We start from the raw sequence: 16,544 nt of genomic DNA, 5'->3' as shown, positions 1-16,544 counted from the left end.
TCTTTGCGCGCCCGGTCCAGACCCGCGCGGTGCGACAGACGCACCCAAAGTGATCGCAGATCGACGTCAAATTGATCTATGTCAATCACGACGGCCGGTGCGATGGAACGGTTCCGCGCCTGCATCGTCCGGTAGGGGTCAGTTTCGCGAGGCCCCATGACCCCACCCACCTTGTTGTTTTTACACGCTCTTGGCGCCAGCGCGCGCGAATGGCAGCAGGTCGCCGATCACCTGTCCGACCATGATTGCGTCGCGCTCGATCTGCCGGGGTTCGGCGACGCGGCCGATACGGGGCATGCCGATGTCGGGACGATGACCGACTGGCTGGCGCAGGAGATCCGCGCCCGCGATCTCACCGCCTGCGTGCTCGTCGGGCACAGCATGGGGGGCAAGATCGCCACGCTCGTCGCCGCGCGCGCCGCCGCGGGCGAGCCGGGTCTTGCGAACATCCTCGGTGTCGTGCTCGTCGCCGCCTCGCCCCCCTCGCCCGAACCGATGGACGAAACGCGCCGGGCGGAGATGATCGGTTGGTTCGCCGATGGCCAGGCCTCGCGCGAAAATGCGGAAACCTTCGTCGATGCCAACAGCGCCGAGACGCTCCCGGAGGCGCTTCGCGATCAGGCGATCGACGACGTGCGGCGATCGAACCGCGCGGCCTGGCTCGGCTGGCTCGAACGCGGCAGCCGCGAGGACTGGGCCGTCGCGGTCGGACAGCTCTCGCTTCCCGCGCTGATCATTGCCGGGACCGAAGACGGCGATCTCGGCGAGGATGCGCAGCGCCGGCTCAACCTGCCGCATTATGCCAATGCCCGGATGCGCATCGTCCAGGGTGCCGCGCACCTCATCCCCTATGAACAGCCCCGCGCGCTCGCCGCGCTGATCCGCGAGCATGCGGCACTGGCGACGACGGCTGCGCTGCCCGAAGATTTCGCCCGGCTGCTCGACTCCGATCGCGTCAGCAGCGGAACGCGCGCCGCGATGCTCGACCGGATCTACCCGATGCCCGTCGGTACCGCGTTATGGGACGACGCCGACCATGCAACCGTCGCGGCGCTGGTGGCCCGGATCCTCCCCGATTGCGGCGCCGACCGTGCGCTGGCGGGTCGCATCCTCGACTCGGTCGCGCAGGGTGTCGGCGACGGCTGGCGCTTCGCCGAACTGCCGGACGACCGCGCCGCGTGGTCGCGCGGGCTCGCGACGCTCGATACGGCAACCGGCGGTTTCGTCGCGCTGGCCAATCCGGACCAGGACGGCTGGCTCGATCGCATCGCCGGCGGCACGGTCGGCATCGAGGAGGACGCGACCCGCCTGTCGCCCGTGCAGATGCGCCTCTGGTTCGAGGATGTCCGCGCCGAGACGGTCCGCATCTGGATGGCGCAGCCCGCGACGATGGCGGCGATCGGCTATGACGGCTTTGCGGTCGGCGGCGATGGTCCCCGCAAGCAGGGCTATACCCGCACCGGCGCTGACGATCCCGAAGCGTGGCAGCGCCCGTCGCAGGAGCGCGGGGCGTGACGACGAGGCAGTATGGAGCGAACGACGTCGTCGATGCGGTCGTGATCGGCACCGGCGCGGGCGGTGCGCCGCTCACCGCCCGGCTCGCACAGGCGGGCCTGTCGGTCGTCGCGCTCGAGGCGGGCCGCGCCTTCCGCCCCGACGAGCATGTCGCCGACGAGGTCGCGGCCGACATCTACTGGATGGAGGAACGGCTGAGCGGCGGATCGACGCCGACCGCGTTCGGGTCGAACAATTCAGGCATGGGCGTCGGCGGCTCGACGCTGCACTGGGGCGCCTTCTGCCCGCGTCCCGATCCCCGCGACCTGCGGCTCAGGACGCTGACCGGCGAAGGCGCCGACTGGCCGATCGATCCTGACGAGCTGACCCGGTACATCGTGGAGGTCGAGGCGTTTACCGGCGTCTCGGGCCCTGCCGACTATCCGTGGGACGCCACCCGCCGTTACGCCTATCCCCCGGTCGCGCGCAACGCCGCCGCCGACGCCATGGCGCGCGGCTGCGCGGCGCTCGGCATCACCGCGACCGACGCCCCCGCCGCGCTGGTCTCGCGCGATCGCGACCAGCCGCACTGGGGACAGCGCCAGGCCTGCGTCAATTGCGGTGCCTGTCACCAGGGCTGCCGCAACGCCGCCAAGACGAGCATGGACACGACCTATCTGCCCCTCGCAGTGGCGCATGGGGCCGAGATCCGCGCCGGCGCGCGCGTGATCGCGTTCGACTATGACGGCCGCGGCCGGATCAGCGCGGTGGTGTACAGCCAGAACGGGCAGGAGCATCGCCAGCTTTGCGCCGCGGTCTTCCTGTGCGCGGGCGGGGTCGAGACGCCGCGGCTGCTGCTCAACCTCGGCATCGCCAATTCGAGCGGTCAGGTCGGGCGCAACTTCATGGCGCATGTCGCAACCCAGATCTGGGGCCGGTTCGACGCCGAGATGCGGATGAACCGCGGCTATCCCTCGTCGCTGATCAGCGAGGACATGATGCGACCCGGCGATGCCGGCTGCGCGGGCGGCTATCTGATCCAGAGCCTCGGCGTGCTCCCCGTCAACCTCGCCACCGGGCTCGCCCGCGGCGCGGGCCTGTGGGGCGAACGGCTGCAGACGCTCCTGCGCGGCTATAACCGGATGGCCGGGATCGGGATCAACGGCGAATGCCTGCCGCATGCCGACAACCGGCTGACGCTCGCCGACGAGGTCGACGCCTTTGGCCACCGCAAGGCGCGGATCGACTTCAGCTATCACTCCAACGAACAGGCGATCGATCGCCACGCGCGGCGCACGCTCACCGACATCTGGGCGGCGGCAGGCGCGCAGGACATCTTTGCGGTCGATCGCTCGGCGCATACCATCGGCACCTGCCGCATGGGGCATGACGGCGACACCGCGGTGGTTGATTCCGACGGCCGCAGCTTCGACATTGCGAACCTGCGGATCTGCGACAATTCCATCTTCCCGAGCGCGCTGGCGGCCAATCCCGCGCTGACGATCATGGCGCTGTCGCTGCGCACCGCCGACCGTTTTCTCGCATCCGACGATTGAGGAGTTTCACATGGATCTGGGTATCAAGGGGCGCATTGCGCTGATCAGCGGCGCGGATTCCGGCATGGGCAAGGAAACCGCGCGACTGCTGCTCGAGGCCGGCGTGCGCGTCGCGATCACCGATCAGCCGGGCGGCACGCTCGACGCGGCGCTCGCCGAACTGTCGCCGCTCGGCGAGGTGGTCGCGGTGACCGGCGACGTCACCAGCCTCGATGATGTCCGCGCGATCTGGGCCGAGGTGCGCGAGCGGCTCGGTGATCCCGACATCTATGTCAACGCCGCGGGCGTGACGGGCGCGACCGGCGACTTTCTCGACGTCGACGATGCGGGCTGGGAGCAGACGCTCGACATCAACCTCATGGGCGCGGTGCGCATGTGTCGCGAGGCGATTCCGGCGATGCGCAAGGGCGGCTGGGGCCGGATCGTGCTGTTCGCGTCGGAGGATGCGGTGCAGCCCTATGTCGACGAACTCGCCTATTGCGCGTCGAAGGCGGGGATCCTCGCGCTCGCGAAAGGGCTGTCCAAGGCCTATGGCGGCGACAATGTCCTCGTGAACACCGTCTCGCCCGCGTTCATCGCGACGCCGATGACCGACAAGATGATGCGCAAGCGCGCCGAGGAACGCGGCGAGAGCTTCGACGCGGCGATCGACAGCTTCCTCGAGGAGGAACGCCCGGGCATGGTGCTCAAGCGCCGTGGCAAGGCCGAGGAGGTCGCCGCCGCCGTCGCCTTCCTCTGCTCGGAGCGCGCGAGCTTCATCAACGGCGCGGGCATCCGCGTCGATTCCGGCTCGGTGTTCACGATCGCCGGATGACGAAACAGCGCGTGCACCGGATCGGGTTCGGCGGCGGGTGCCACTGGTGCACCGAGGGCGTCTTTCAGGCGCTCCGCGGCGTGCAGACGGTCGAGCAGGGCTTCCTCCAGTCCGAGGCCCCGTCGGACGCCTGGGCGGAGGGCGTCATCGTGACGTTCGATCCCACCGTCATCAGCCTGGCGACGCTGGCCGAGGTGCATCTGCGCACGCATTCGGCGAAATCCGGCTATTCCCCCGCCGGCCGTTACCGCAGCGCCATCTATGTGTTCGAAGACGACCAGCGCCCCGACGCCGAAGCCGCGATCGCCCGGTTCGCGGCCGAGACGGCGGCGCCGGCCCGCACCCTGGTCCTGCCGTGTCTGGGGTTCCGGCCCTCGGACGCGCGCTACCAGGATTACTACCGGACCGATCCTGACCGGCCCTTCTGCCGCCGTTATATCGATCCCAAGCTCGACTATATCCGCACCCATTTCGCCGCCGTCGCTCTGCCCGCGGAGCCACGCGCGTGAGCGTCTTCTTCACCGCCGACACGCATTTCGGCGACCACCGCACAATCAACATCGCGCGCCGGCCGTTCGCCGACACCGCCGCGATGGACACAGCGCTTGTCGACCGGTGGAACGCGGTCGTCGGGCCGCAGGACGTGGTGTGGCACCTTGGCGACGTCGCGCGTCGCCCCACGGACGTGGCCGGGCTGCTCGCGCGGCTGAACGGGACCAAGCACCTGCTGCGCGGCAACAACGATCCCGATGCGACGCTGGCGGCGCCGGGCTGGGCCAGCGTCGCCGACTATGCGGAGATCCTGCTCGACGACCGGCGGCTCGTCCTGTGTCACTACCCGTTCCGCAGCTGGAACGGCCAGCACCGCGGCGCGCTCAACCTCCACGGGCACAGCCATGGCCGGCTGAAGCCGATGCTCCGCCAGTTCGACGTCGGCGTCGATGTCGAGGGTCACGACTATGCGCCGGTCCGGCTCGACAGCCTGCTCGCGCCCCGGCGATAGGTGCGAGGGGAATGGGCGGGCGCGTGAAACGGATGGCCGGACTGGTCGAGGCGGCGGCACGGGCCGCGCAGGCGACGGACGACCTGCCGTGCGCCCTGTGCGGCCGCCCGCTTGGCCACCGTGTCGAGCGCCATCACGTCGTCCCCAAGAGCGAGGGCGGCACACAGACCGTGCCGGTGCACCCGATCTGCCACCGCACCATCCATGCCTTCGTCGCCAACCGCGACCTCGCCACCAGTTACACGACGATGGACCAGCTCCGCGCGCGCGAGGATATCGCCCGCTATCTGCGCTGGATCGTCGACAAGCCCCCCGACTTCCGCGCCCCCACGCGCAAGCGCAGCGCCCTTTGAACGGACCTTGGTGGTGTATCCCGCAAGCAACACCCGTTTCGCAATTTACCATTGCTGATCGTAACGGAGCAGCAACATATGGTCATAAAAACCATTTTCGTCGTAACCATGGTGCACCGCCGTAAAACGGGGTGTCACAAGGGGGACAGAAATGCGTTGGACGAAATGGATGATGCGCTCGTCGCGGTTGGCGATGGGCGCGGGCCTGCTGATCGCGGCCAATGGCGCCGCGGCGCAACTGGCGACCGCCCCCCAGACGCCCACCGCGCCGGCAGCGACCGAGGCCCCCACCGAAGACATCATCGTCACCGGATCGCGCATCCGCCGCGACCCGCTCGATCAGCCATCGCCCGTCATCACCGTCGATGAGAACGCGATCGCGCGCACCGGCCTGTCGTCCGTCGCGGACGTCCTGCAGCGCCTGCCCGCCTCGTCGGGCGGCCTCAATTCGAAGTTCAACAGCTCGGGCAATTTCGGCAACCCGCCCGATGGCGGCGGCGTCGGTGCCGGCTCCGCGGTGCTCGACCTGCGCTATCTCGGCCCCAAGCGGACGCTCGTGCTCGTCGACGGACTGCGCTTCGTCAACGGCGCGTCGGCCAGCGGCATCCCGGCGACGGTCGATCTCAACTCGATCCCGTCCTCGATGATCGAACGGATCGAGGTGCTGCAATCGGGCGCCTCGACGCAATACGGGTCCGACGCGATCGCCGGCGTCGTCAACATCATCACCAAACAGAACCAGAAGGGGTTCAAGGGATCGGCGCAATATGGCCAGTATCTCGGCGACAATGACGGCAAGACGCAGGATTACCAGCTGAGCTACGGCTTTGGCAGCCAGGGCGTGCACGTCGTCGCGGGCGGCTATTACACCAAGCAGGAATCGGTCAGCGCTGCCGACCGCGACATCTCGCAATTCCCCAATCCGGGGCAGACCAGCTGCGCCGAACCCATCGGCGGCTGCTCCAGCTTCACGCCCTTCGGCCGGTTCCTGGTGAACGGCCAGAACATCACGCTGCGCGGCCCCGTCGCCAGCGGCCGGCCGGTCTATGACCCGACGCTCGCGACCGGCGACTTCAAGGCGTTCACCGCCGCCGACCGGTTCAACTTCGCCCCGCTCAACTATTTCCTGACGCCGGTCGAGCGGTTCGGCGGCTTCGTCAACACGCGCGCCGAATTTTCGGAGGCGCTCAACCTGCGCGTGAAGGCGGTCTATAACCGCCGCAATTCGCAGAACCAGGCGGCGTTCCTCCCGCTCGGCATCGGTCCCGACGTCGGCAACGGCAACATGCTCGACACGCTCTCGGTCGATGCCACCAACCCGTTCAACCCGTTCGGCGTGACGCTCGTCCCCGGGCAGAACTACACCGCGATCTTCCGCCGCCTCGTCGAGGCGGGGCAGCGCACCTACAGCCAGCAGGTCGACACCATGTCGCTGACCGGCACGCTGGACGGCAAGTTCCAGATGTTCGGCCACAACTGGTATTGGGATGCGAGCGCGGTCATCGGCTATAATGATGCCAAGCAGCTGTTCACCGGCAACATCAACGCCGCGCGCCTTGCCCGCGCGATCGGCCCGATCAGCCAGTGCACCGGGGAATGCGTGCCGTTCAACTTCTTCGGCGGGGTCGGCTCGATCACCCCGGCGATGCTCGGCTATATCGGCTTCGACGAACGCGACCGCAGCCGCCAGAAGCTGAACGACTATACCGCCAATATCTCCGGCGAGCTGTTCGACCTGCCCGGCGGGCCGGTCGGCATCGCGATCGGCTATGAGCATCGCTATCAGTTCGGCAGCTTCACGCCCGACCCGATCATCCAGGCGGGCCTCGGCGCGGACATCCCGGCACAGGCGGCGAGCGGCAAGTTCAACGTCGACGAGGTCTATGGCGAAATTCGCCTGCCGCTGCTGCGCGACATTCCCGGCATCGCCTCGCTCGAACTGAACGGCGCGGTCCGCCATTCGAACTATTCGACCTTCGGGGGCAATACGACGCTCAGCGGCGGCGCGCTGTGGAAGCCCGTCAGCGACCTGCTGCTGCGCGCCCAATATGCCGAATCGCTGCGCGCACCGTCGATCGGCGAGCTGTTCGGCGCGCAGTCGCGGTTCGACGCCTCGATTGACGATCCCTGCACCAGCGCCGCGGGCGGGCTGTTCCAGTCCAACGCGACCGTTCGCGCGAACTGCGTTGCCAACGGCGTCCCCGCCAGTGGCAGCTACGCCGAACCCTCGGGCCAGTTGCCGGTGCTCACCGGCGGCAATAGCGAGCTGCGCCCTGAAACCGCCCGGACGCTGCTGTTCGGCGGCGTCTACAGCCCCAGCTGGGCCCGCGGCGGTACGCTCTCGGCGCTCAGCCTCGAGGTCAATTATTACGACATCAAGGTCGACGACTCGATCGCCTCGATCCCGGCCCAGGTGCTGCTCAGCCGCTGCGCGCAGACCGGCGACGCGCTTAGCTGCGCGGCGGTGCGGCGTGCCCCCAGCGGCATCGTGACCGCGATCAACGGCCTGCTGCTCAACACCGGCGGCATCCGCACCAAGGGCATCGACGCGACGCTGACGGTCCGCTCGGGCGAAACGGGCGCCGGGCGCTTCGGCCTCTACGTCTCGGGCAACTATCTGCTCAAGTACAGCGAGCGCACGCCCGCGACCGACGGCTTCGTCACGACCGACTATGTCGGCACCGAACGCGGCTCGCCCGATCAGACCTATCCGCACTTCAAGGGACTGGGCACGATCGACTGGTCGGTGGGGCCGGTCACCGCCAGCGTCACCGGACGCTATATCGACAATGTCGACGAGATCGCTGCGGAGAACGCCCTGAAGAGCCGCCTCTACGGCGACGTCCAGCTCCAGTTCCGGCCGGCCTGGCTCGATTCGAAACTCGCGCTGACCTTCGGCGTGAACAACGTCTTCGACAAGGATCCCCCCGCCTGCTTCAGCTGCAGCCTGAACAACTTCGACCCGACGACCTATGACATCCCGGGCCGGTTCGGGTACCTGCGGCTCTCCTACGGGCTGTAGGACAAGGGCTGCCGACCGGCGCGTCGGTCGGCAGCCACACAGGCGTCGGAAACATAGGATGCTCCGATCGCCAAAAGACCCTCGTCTCACCGATTGTGAGGAACGAAGTAGGCCGTCCCCGCGCTCGACCCCGACAGAAGGAGACGAGCAATGGACGACACCAGGGTCTGGGCATTTGAAGAAAGCCTGTGGACGGGCGACGCGGACCAGTATCACACGCTGATCGACGACGAATGCGTGATGGTGCTCCCCGAACAGCCCTTCGTGATGACCGGCGCGCAGGCGATCGAGGCGGTCGCCGATACGCCGCGCTGGTCGGAGGTCCGGTTCAGCGAACAGCAGATCATGCGCCCGCAGGAGGGCCTGATCGCGATCGCCTACAAGGCCGAGGCGAGTCGCGAAGGCGCAACCGGCTATACCGCCTATTGCACGACGACGATGCGCCGGCTCGAGCATGAGGAATGGCGCGTGGTCCAGCACCAGCAGACGCTCGCCCCGGTCACCGGCGGCGCCTGACCCGACCAATACGGCGGTCGCCCGACGACCGCCGATGATCAGGAGCGCGTCGCCAGCCCCCCCGCCAGCGGCATGCTCCTGGTCCTGACCCCCGTCGCCGCCGCCAGCGCATTGGCGAGCGCGGCGGCGGTGGGCCCCTGCGCGCACTCGCCCGTGCCGAGAAACGGCGCACCCGGCCGGTCGATGACCTCGACGGCGACGCTGTGCGGCACGTCCGCGAACCGCAGGATCGGATAGCCGCTCCAGTCATAATCGGTCCGGCGCGTGCCGTCGTGCCCCGCAGCCTCGTAGGCGGTCCAGCTCAGCGACTGGAGCACCCCGCCCTCGACCTGGTTGCGGATGCCGTCGGGATTGACCGCCTCGCCGCTGTCGACCGCGACGACCGCGCGGTGGACGATCAGCCGCCCCTCGTCGGGGATCCGCTCGACATCGAGCGCGACGGCGCAATAAGCGCCGTGATTCTTGTAACGCGCAAAGGCGATGCCCCGCCCGCGATTGGGCCGGGGCCGGTAGCGGCTCCAGCCGAACCGCGCCGCCGCCCGTCGGATCACGTCTGTGGCGCGCGGATCGTCGAGGTGCGCCAGCCGAAACGCGACCGGATCGCGCCCCGCCGCCGCCGCCAGCTCGTCCATCGCGCTTTCGAGCGCGAAGATGTTCAGATGCGCGCCCAGCCCGCGCAACGCCGACACGCGCACCGGCATGTCGGGCAGGAAATGGCTGACGATGCTCTGGTTGGCAAAGCGATAGAGCGGGATGGCGTTGCGATCGCCGCCGCCATTGGGCTGCGGGATCGGCTTGGGCGGCGTCGGCGCGAATGGCGGCACCACCTCCACGCCTGCGAGCAGGTCGCCCGCCGCGACGGGCCGCGTGCTGTGCGTGTTGCTCCACACCTGATGCCGCCAGTCGACGATCCGTCCCGACGCATCGAGCGTCGCGTCGATCTGCGCGAGCATTGCCGGCCCGAGCGGTTCCCAGCCATGTTCCTGCTCGCGGCTCCATTGCAGCCGGACCGGAACGCCGGGCATCGCACACGCGACCAGCGCGGCATCGCCCGCGACGTCGTCCGCCCCATTATGCCCGTAACAGCCCGCCCCCTCGCGGTGGACGCAGCGGACGCGGTCGGCGGGCATCGCGACCAGCTCGGCGATCGCGGTGCGCAGCGGCTCGACGCCCTGGCTGTGCGTCCACACCGTCAGCTGCCCCTCGGCCATCAGCGCCACCGCGCAGGACGGCCCGATCGCACCGTGCATCAGATACGGCCGGTCGTACCGCGCCGACAGCCGCCGCACGCCCGGCGCGGCGGACGCGTCGCGCCGCGTGTCGATCACACTGCTCTCGCGCCGCATCTCCAGCAGTCCCGCGGGCATCGGCGGCAGCGCGGGCACGGCCGCGTCGCGTGCCCATGCGCCCTGATTGGCGACGCGCAGCGCCTGTTCGAGCGGCCATTCGCGCGGACCGACGATCGCCGCGAACCGCCCGACCTGAACAACCCGCGCGACGCCCGGCTGCCGTCGCAGCGCGGCAAGATCGGGCGTCAGCCGCGTCCCCGACGACGGCCCGCGCAGGACGCGCGCATGCACCATGTCCGGCAGCCGCATGTCCTGCACATAGCTTGGCAGCCCGGTCAGCTTGGCGGGCAGGTCGACGCGCGGGACCGGTCGCCCGATCAGACGCCGCGCCGCCACGGGCTTGCGCGGCACGTCGGCGCGTGCACGCACCGCCAGCGACGTCGACGCGGCAAGCTCGGCATAACTCGCACGCCGTCCCTGCCCGTCCAGCACGACACCGTCGCGCGTGAACAGCGTCGTCGCCGCCACGCCCCAGCGCGCCGCCGCGGTCTCGGCGAGCAGCAGCCGGACACAGGCGGCAGCATTGGCGATCGCGGTCCCGCTCTGCTCGAGCGTCTGGCTGCCCGCGGTCACGCCCTCGTTCGGGGTCAGCGCGGTATCCGCGGTGATCAGGTCGACCCGCCCGATCGCGACGTCGAGCTCGTCCGCGGCCAGCTGCGCCATCGCGGTCTTCACGCCGGTCCCCAGTTCGACCTTGCCCGTGAACACCGTGACCTGGCCATCGGCACCGATGCGGATCCACGCGTCGAGATCGGGGAATTTGGCGAGCGTCCCCGGCAAATCGGGCGCGACCGTCGGCGGTCCGCCGCTGCCCTCGCCGCCGCCGGTCTGCGCCCTCGCCGCGGTCGGCGCGAGCGCGAAGGCGACCAGCAGCCCGCCGAGTATGTCGCGCCGCGACGACTGTCCGCTCACGTCACCGGCTCCGCAGGCTCGACCACCCCGCCGCCGCGCATCACCGCCGCGCGCCGCACCGCGCGCAGGATCCGCATATGCGTCCCGCACCGGCAGAGCGACGGCGCCATCGCGCTGCGCAGCTCGGTTTCGGTCGGCGTCACCGTCTTGCGCAACAGCCCCTCGGCGCGCGCGATCATCCCGGGGATGCAATAGCCGCACTGCGCCGCCTGCTCGTGCAGGAACGCGCGCTGGACGTCGCCCGGCGCCGCCGCGCTGCCCAGCCCCTCGACCGTCGTGACCGAGCGCGCACCGACCGCACCGACGGGCAGCAGGCAGGCAAAGACCGGCCGGTCGTCGACCAGCACGGTGCACGCCCCGCACTGCCCCAGCCCGCACCCGAACTTGGCCGCATGCAGCCGCAAATCGTCGCGCAGCACATAGAGCAGCGGGGTGGCGGGATCGACATCGACGCGCGCGGTCGCCCCGTTGACGGTCAGGTCGATCATTCACCCTCCTTGCGCGCCGCGGCGACGTCTTTCTCGAGGTCCGGCCAGGCCGGCCCCGTCCCGTGCCGGGCCTGCAGATAGGCGACGATCTCCGCCACCTGCCGGTCGTCCAAGGCATCGGCAAAGGCGGGCATGTACGGCCCACGCGGTGCGACCGGCGGTTTCAGCCCCTTGAGGATGACCTGGATCGTGTCGCGCGGGTTCGCCTCGTGCAGCGGCGTGCCGAGCGGCAGCGCGGGACGCCCGGCGACCATCATCGCCGCCCCCGGCTCGTGGCAGACCGCGCACGCCCCCGCATACAGCCGCGCGCCCTCGGGATGCCGCTGGCCTGCGAGCGTTCTACGATCGGGCAGCCGCGGCTCGGCCCGCGCGGCGGGCGCAGCGCGCATCTGCCACGCATGATAGGTCGCGAGCGCGCGGACATCGGCCGGCGCCGCGCGCGCGAGATTATAGGTGACCGGCCCCATCGGCCCCGCCGCCGCGGCATGCGCCGTACTGAGCCCGGTGCGGAAATAGGCGTCGAGCCGCTCGACGGTCCAGGCACGGACCGCGGGCGAGCGCGCGTTGATCGGCGGCGCATACCAGCCGCCCGACCAGCCGCCATCATAGGCCCGGTCGCCGCGCTTCTCCTGCTGCAACAGCCCGCGCGGACTGTGACAGGCGGTGCAATGCGCCAGCGTCTCGCCGATATAACGCCCCCGGTTCCACGCGGCCGACTGGCGCGGATCGGCGACCACCGGCTGCGGATCGAAGAACAGCAGCTTCCAGCCCGCCAGCAGCGGCCGGAAACCGAGCGGCGGAATCATCCGGTTCGCGGGCGGCACCGCGCGCACCGCCGGCCGGGTCATCAGGAACGCATAAAGCGCGTCCACGTCGCCGTCCGCCACGCCCGCATAATGCGTATAGGGAAAGGCCGGATAGAGATGACTGCCGTCGCGCCCCACGCCCTCGCGCATCGCCCGGCGAAACGCGGCCGGCGACCATGATCCGATACCGGTCGCGTCATCGGGCGTGATGTTGCTGCCATAGATCGTCCCGAACGGCGTCTTGATCGGATAGCCGCCCGCATAGGGACGCCCGCCCGCCGCCTGATGGCAGCTGACGCAATTGCCCAGTCGCGCCAGATTGGCGCCGCGCGCGACCAGTACGAGATCGAACTGCCGGGGATCTGGGCGCGTCACGCGGGCGATGGCGGGCCGGTATGCGATTGCGGCAAACGCGATCCCGCACAGACCCAGCAGCACGACGGCGATGACGACGATGCGCCTGATCCCGGGTCGGCTCATCCTCGCCTAGACCCCTGAGCCGCCAAACGCCGTCCTATGCATCGTCTCGTCTCCCCCGTGTGACATCGGACGCAGGGGCCGATCGGACGGGGATTGAACGATCCGGATGCCGACAATCTCCCCGCGCCGGGAGATAATCCCGACCCGCACACCGATTCGCACCCCGCCCGCGCTGTGCTAGGCTGACCCGACACTATGCGGGGGGCGGAGATGCGCGAGATCCTGACGGCGGCGGCCCTGCTGGGCGCCGTGTTGACCGTGTCGGCGACAGTTGCGCAGACCCCCGCGCAGACCACACCCCCACCAGCCCCCGCGCAAGCACTCCGGGGAACGCTGGCCGGCCCGTTCGAACTCCGGTCGCAGCGCTTTCCCGGTACGGTCCGGCGCTACTGGGTCTATGTTCCGCCCGGCTATGATCCACGCCGCCCGCCCAATCTGCTGCTGTTCCAGGACGGACAGCGCGCGACGAATCCGGCAGGGTCGCTCAGGGTGCCCGCGGTCCTCGACACGCTGATCCTGCAGCACGCGATTCCGCCGACGCTCGGCATCTTCGTGACCCCCGGTCACCGCGCGGCGCACTATCCCGACACGCTCGGCATGGCCAACCCGGATCACCGGGCGGAGGAATATGACGCGCTGTCCGACGATTATGGCTGGATGACCCTGAACGAGCTGCTGCCCGCGGTCGCGGCACGCTGGCGGTTCGCCGATGATCCCAAGCGCCGCGCGATCGGCGGCACGTCGAGCGGCGCGATCGCCTCCTGGACGATCGCCTGGCGGCATCCGGAAGCGTTCGGCAACGTGATCAGCTTCATCGGCAGCTACACGTCGATCGGCCTCACGCTCGGCCCGGACGGCACGCCGCGCACGCTCGGCGGCGACCTCTATCCCGGGCTCATCCGCAAGAGCCCGATCCGCCCCTTGCGCATCGTCCTGCAGGACGGGGCCGCCGATCTCGACAACGAACATGGCAACTGGTTTCTCGCCAACCAGCAGATGGCAAAGAGCCTCGCCTGGGCGAACGCGCAGGCCGATGCGGAGCACCGCCCGGGCCCGCGCTACGACGTCAGGACAGCCTGGACGCTTGGTGGCCATTCGGACGCGGACGGCGGCGCGATCCTGCCCGACATGCTGCGCTGGATCTGGCGCGACCAGACCGCAGCCGCGGACGCCCCGCCCCCTACTGCCCCGGCCCCTACTGCCCCGAGACGACGATCTTCGGCAGGGTCGTGATCGGCTCGACCGTGATCGCGCGGAACCAGGTCTCGGCGCCTTCGGATTGCAGCTGGATCCGGCCATGTGTCAGCGGCTGCCGGCCGTCGGGGCCGATCGTCGCCAGATCATGCACTTCGCCGACCGGGACGCCGTTGACGACATGCACCGCGCGGTCGCCGACCACATAGAGGTCGAGCGTGTTCCAGGCGCCGATAGGCCGTTCGGCATCGGTCGCCGCCTCGACGTTCCAGGTCGGCGTGCCGTTGATGATGTCGATCTCGCGTCCCCCGGCACGGAAACGGAGATGCGGTTCGACCAGCGACGGGTCGAACGTCACCCCGGTACGGCCGCGCAGCTTGCCGCCGACCGCGACGATCATCCCGGTCGATCCGGTCATGATCTCGAACTCGACCGAGGGCCGCCACGTCCCGAAGACCTCGCCCGGCGCGCCATGCGTATGATAGAGCAGGCCATTATTGCGCGGCTGCGTCGCGCGCGGCGCCCAGGTTTTGGCGCCCCATTTGAACTGCAGCCGCAGGTGATAGTCGCGGAGGTCGGCCTGGTGGACCAGGCTGCCCCAGGTCTCGCCCTTCACCCAGATCGCCGGCGCCCCGTCGACGCTGCGCACCGCGAAATCACCCTTCGTGTCCCGGCTCGTCCCGATCGGCGGCGTGCCCGGCTTTGCCTGATAGGTGATCGACGGGTCGGGATAGCCGAGCCACGCGGTCCAGCCCTCGAGGCTGCGCCCGTCGAACAGCGCGGTCGACTTGCCCGTCGCCACGGGAACGTCGGTCAGCCTGAGCCGCTGCGCCGCCGCGGCGGGCTCGCCCGCGATCGCCCGCGCCCGGTCCTGTGACGTCTGCGCGGTCGCAGGCGTGGACACCAGCATCAGCGCGACCAGCGCGCGCTTGAATTTTCCAGACATTCGCTCTCAACTCCCCCGTCATATTTATGACCCAGCATAGCGCGTTATCGCTAACAGTTGAACTCCGATGGTCCCGCGCGCTAGGACCGGGCGGGAGATTGCACGATGCTCAAGATGTTGGCGCTGGCCGCCCTGCTCACCACGGCGCAGGCCGCGCCCGATCCGCATTTGCCGAAGGCCACGACCGACACCGTCGCCCCCGTGCTGCCCAAGGGCCTGCAACGCGCGGTGCTGATCGTGTCGAAGACCAATGGCTGGCGGCATATCGAACATATCCCGCATTCGAACCGCGTGCTCGCCGACATCGTGCAGGGCCTGGGTCGCACGAGCTACGCGACCGAGAATGCGGCGGTCTTCAACGACGAACAGCTGCGCCACTTTTCCGTCGTCGTGCTCAACAGCGCCAGCGGTGGATTCCTGACGCCAGACCAGCGCGCGGCCTTCGCCCGCTTCGTCGCGCGCGGCGGCGGCGTCGTCGCGCTGCATGCTGCGGGCGACGACAGCCACACCGACGCCTGGTATAGCGACACGGTGATCGGCACGAAGTTCATGGGCCATCCGGGCGGCGAGGATCAGTTCCAGCGCGCGCGGCTCGTCGTCGATCGCCCCGACCATCCGGTCATGGCGGGGGTGCGCCTGCCCTGGACCGCGGTCGACGAATGGTATTCGTTCAACGCCAATCCGGCCGCCCGCGGCATGACCGTGCTCGCGACGCTCGACGAGGCGAGCTACCGCCCGGGCGCCAAGCTCGCGATGGGCACGCACCCCGTCATCTGGACCAACCCGCGCACCAAAGGCCGGGTGGTCTATTCGGCGCTCGGCCATTTGCCAGAGGCCTATGACGACCCGACCTATCGGCGCGTGCTCGTCAACGCGATCCGCTGGGCGGGCCGGCAATAGCCTCATTCGATCGCGAGGAACGCGGTGACCGTCAGCCGCCCCGCCGCCGGATCCGCCGACAACACCGCATCGCCCGCGATCGCGCCGCTGTGCAGCACATAGCTGCGGTACAGCAGCGCCCGGTTATAGGCGGCATCGACCAGCGCGGTCCGCTCGAACAGCGCGGTATCGTCGGCGATATAGCCGTGCGGCGGCATCGCCGCGACCTCACGGCCGAGCCGTTCGAAAAAGTCGGGCGCGCGCGTCTCGTCGACCGTCTCGAACCCGGTGGCGCGGTGACGGAAGAAGGCGGTTCCGTCGCGGTTCGTCGGCGACAGATAATGGATCAGCGCGATCCGGTCGCGCGCATAGGCATCGACATGCGGCAGCCGTTGCCGGATCTCGAGCGCGTCGGGCGTCACCGTGACGATCGAGAATTGCGCATCGACGACATGGATGCGGCGGCACGGCCCGAAATCGCGGCCCAGCGCGCGGGCGATCCGCGGAAGCTGGTCGGCCAGATAGCGCTCGGGCAGCGCCGCGCGGAGACCGGGATAATGCTCGCCCGCGGATCCGAACGCCGCGTCCGCCGCCGCCTTGCGCAATCCGTCCGGATCCTCGGCAAAGCCATCGATGATCACGAGCGGCTCCGCCTCGCGGCCGATACGCCGCCTGGTCACATCCCCCAGCATCATGACTCGCCATCATCCATCGTCACCGTCCTCTAGCGAT

The 16,544-nt window shown here is 69.5% G+C and carries 15 protein-coding genes; 10 read left to right on the top strand and 5 right to left on the bottom strand.

The features are described 5' to 3' along the window. The first annotated feature begins 174 nt into the window (after positions 1-174). From IFT54_RS03590 to IFT54_RS03555, 8 genes are all read left to right on the top strand, one after another. Complete coding sequence (locus tag IFT54_RS03590; RefSeq protein ID WP_244648499.1) at positions 175-1,515, top strand: alpha/beta hydrolase; 1,341 nt, start codon at positions 175-177, stop codon at positions 1,513-1,515. Continuing rightward, entirely contained in the window at positions 1,512-3,050 is a 1,539-nt protein-coding gene (locus tag IFT54_RS20865; RefSeq protein ID WP_192069576.1) for a GMC oxidoreductase, read from the top strand. Before IFT54_RS03590 ends, IFT54_RS20865 begins: the two co-directional genes overlap by 4 nt. Before the next feature lie 10 nt (positions 3,051-3,060). Then, positions 3,061-3,864 carry an SDR family NAD(P)-dependent oxidoreductase gene (locus IFT54_RS03580; protein ID WP_037531123.1) on the top strand — a complete coding sequence of 268 codons (804 nt, stop codon included), beginning with the start codon at positions 3,061-3,063 and terminating at the stop codon, positions 3,862-3,864. After that, complete coding sequence (locus IFT54_RS03575; RefSeq protein WP_192069575.1) at positions 3,861-4,373, top strand: peptide-methionine (S)-S-oxide reductase; 513 nt, start codon at positions 3,861-3,863, stop codon at positions 4,371-4,373. Before IFT54_RS03580 ends, IFT54_RS03575 begins: the two co-directional genes overlap by 4 nt. Next, a complete protein-coding gene (locus IFT54_RS03570) occupies positions 4,370-4,867 on the top strand; it encodes a metallophosphoesterase family protein (protein ID WP_192069574.1) in 498 nt (165 codons plus the stop codon). Before IFT54_RS03575 ends, IFT54_RS03570 begins: the two co-directional genes overlap by 4 nt. A 32-nt stretch (positions 4,868-4,899) precedes the next feature. Further along, a complete protein-coding gene (locus tag IFT54_RS03565; protein ID WP_192069710.1) occupies positions 4,900-5,220 on the top strand; it encodes an HNH endonuclease signature motif containing protein in 321 nt (106 codons plus the stop codon). Positions 5,221-5,371: 151 nt separating this feature from the next. Beyond that, positions 5,372-8,242, top strand: a complete 2,871-nt coding sequence (locus IFT54_RS03560; protein ID WP_244648497.1) for a TonB-dependent receptor domain-containing protein — start codon at positions 5,372-5,374, stop codon at positions 8,240-8,242. 150 nt (positions 8,243-8,392) lie between these two features. Then, positions 8,393-8,758, top strand: a complete 366-nt coding sequence (locus IFT54_RS03555; RefSeq protein ID WP_192069573.1) for a DUF4440 domain-containing protein — start codon at positions 8,393-8,395, stop codon at positions 8,756-8,758. 38 nt (positions 8,759-8,796) lie between these two features. Here the strand turns inward: IFT54_RS03555 and IFT54_RS03550 are convergent, their stop codons facing one another. Genes IFT54_RS03550 through IFT54_RS03540 form a run of 3 tightly spaced genes read right to left on the bottom strand, consistent with a single transcriptional unit; the run spans position 8,797 to position 12,793 of the window. Further along, positions 8,797-11,019: a molybdopterin cofactor-binding domain-containing protein gene (locus tag IFT54_RS03550; RefSeq protein WP_192069572.1), complete on the bottom strand. Its 2,223-nt coding sequence runs from the start codon at positions 11,017-11,019 to the stop codon at positions 8,797-8,799. Beyond that, positions 11,016-11,507 carry a (2Fe-2S)-binding protein gene (locus tag IFT54_RS03545; protein ID WP_192069571.1) on the bottom strand — a complete coding sequence of 164 codons (492 nt, stop codon included), beginning with the start codon at positions 11,505-11,507 and terminating at the stop codon, positions 11,016-11,018. Before IFT54_RS03545 ends, IFT54_RS03550 begins: the two co-directional genes overlap by 4 nt. After that, on the bottom strand, positions 11,504-12,793 hold the full coding sequence (locus IFT54_RS03540; protein ID WP_192069570.1) for a cytochrome c: 1,290 nt from the start codon (positions 12,791-12,793) through the stop codon (positions 11,504-11,506). Before IFT54_RS03540 ends, IFT54_RS03545 begins: the two co-directional genes overlap by 4 nt. A 210-nt stretch (positions 12,794-13,003) precedes the next feature. On the opposite strand from IFT54_RS03540, the gene IFT54_RS03535 reads away from it, so the two are divergent. Next, positions 13,004-14,026, top strand: a complete 1,023-nt coding sequence (locus tag IFT54_RS03535) for an alpha/beta hydrolase (protein WP_192069569.1) — start codon at positions 13,004-13,006, stop codon at positions 14,024-14,026. Here the strand turns inward: IFT54_RS03535 and IFT54_RS03530 are convergent. Beyond that, a complete protein-coding gene (locus IFT54_RS03530; RefSeq protein WP_192069568.1) occupies positions 13,989-14,933 on the bottom strand; it encodes a 3-keto-disaccharide hydrolase in 945 nt (314 codons plus the stop codon). The genes IFT54_RS03535 and IFT54_RS03530 overlap by 38 nt on opposite strands. 105 nt (positions 14,934-15,038) lie before the next feature. Between IFT54_RS03530 and IFT54_RS03525 the strand changes: the two genes are divergently transcribed. Then, entirely contained in the window at positions 15,039-15,833 is a 795-nt protein-coding gene (locus tag IFT54_RS03525) for a ThuA domain-containing protein (RefSeq protein WP_192069567.1), read from the top strand. A gap of 2 nt (positions 15,834-15,835) precedes the next feature. Here the strand turns inward: IFT54_RS03525 and IFT54_RS03520 are convergent, their stop codons facing one another. Beyond that, the gene (locus tag IFT54_RS03520; protein WP_192069566.1) at positions 15,836-16,507 is read right to left on the bottom strand and encodes a DUF6445 family protein; all 672 of its coding nucleotides are present in this window, start codon (positions 16,505-16,507) and stop codon (positions 15,836-15,838) included. Positions 16,508-16,544 lie beyond the last annotated feature (37 nt).

It is taken from the genome of Sphingomonas sp. CFBP 13714 (assembly GCF_014842205.1).
Classification (GTDB): domain Bacteria; phylum Pseudomonadota; class Alphaproteobacteria; order Sphingomonadales; family Sphingomonadaceae; genus Sphingomonas; species Sphingomonas aerolata.
The sequence above is the reverse complement of the archived record's forward strand: the minus strand, read 5'-3'. Positions and strand labels throughout refer to the sequence as shown.

Coding starts and splice junctions, on each gene's coding strand:
- IFT54_RS03560 (WP_244648497.1), top strand. CDS start 5,372: ATGCGTTGGACGAAATGGATGATGCGCTCGTCGCGGTTGGCGATGGGC.
- IFT54_RS03565 (WP_192069710.1), top strand. CDS start 4,900: ATGGCCGGACTGGTCGAGGCGGCGGCACGGGCCGCGCAGGCGACGGAC.
- IFT54_RS03580 (WP_037531123.1), top strand. CDS start 3,061: ATGGATCTGGGTATCAAGGGGCGCATTGCGCTGATCAGCGGCGCGGAT.
- IFT54_RS03520 (WP_192069566.1), bottom strand. CDS start 16,507: ATGATGCTGGGGGATGTGACCAGGCGGCGTATCGGCCGCGAGGCGGAG.
- IFT54_RS03530 (WP_192069568.1), bottom strand. CDS start 14,933: ATGTCTGGAAAATTCAAGCGCGCGCTGGTCGCGCTGATGCTGGTGTCC.
- IFT54_RS03575 (WP_192069575.1), top strand. CDS start 3,861: ATGACGAAACAGCGCGTGCACCGGATCGGGTTCGGCGGCGGGTGCCAC.
- IFT54_RS03545 (WP_192069571.1), bottom strand. CDS start 11,507: ATGATCGACCTGACCGTCAACGGGGCGACCGCGCGCGTCGATGTCGAT.
- IFT54_RS03535 (WP_192069569.1), top strand. CDS start 13,004: ATGCGCGAGATCCTGACGGCGGCGGCCCTGCTGGGCGCCGTGTTGACC.
- IFT54_RS03555 (WP_192069573.1), top strand. CDS start 8,393: ATGGACGACACCAGGGTCTGGGCATTTGAAGAAAGCCTGTGGACGGGC.
- IFT54_RS03525 (WP_192069567.1), top strand. CDS start 15,039: ATGCTCAAGATGTTGGCGCTGGCCGCCCTGCTCACCACGGCGCAGGCC.
- IFT54_RS03540 (WP_192069570.1), bottom strand. CDS start 12,793: ATGAGCCGACCCGGGATCAGGCGCATCGTCGTCATCGCCGTCGTGCTG.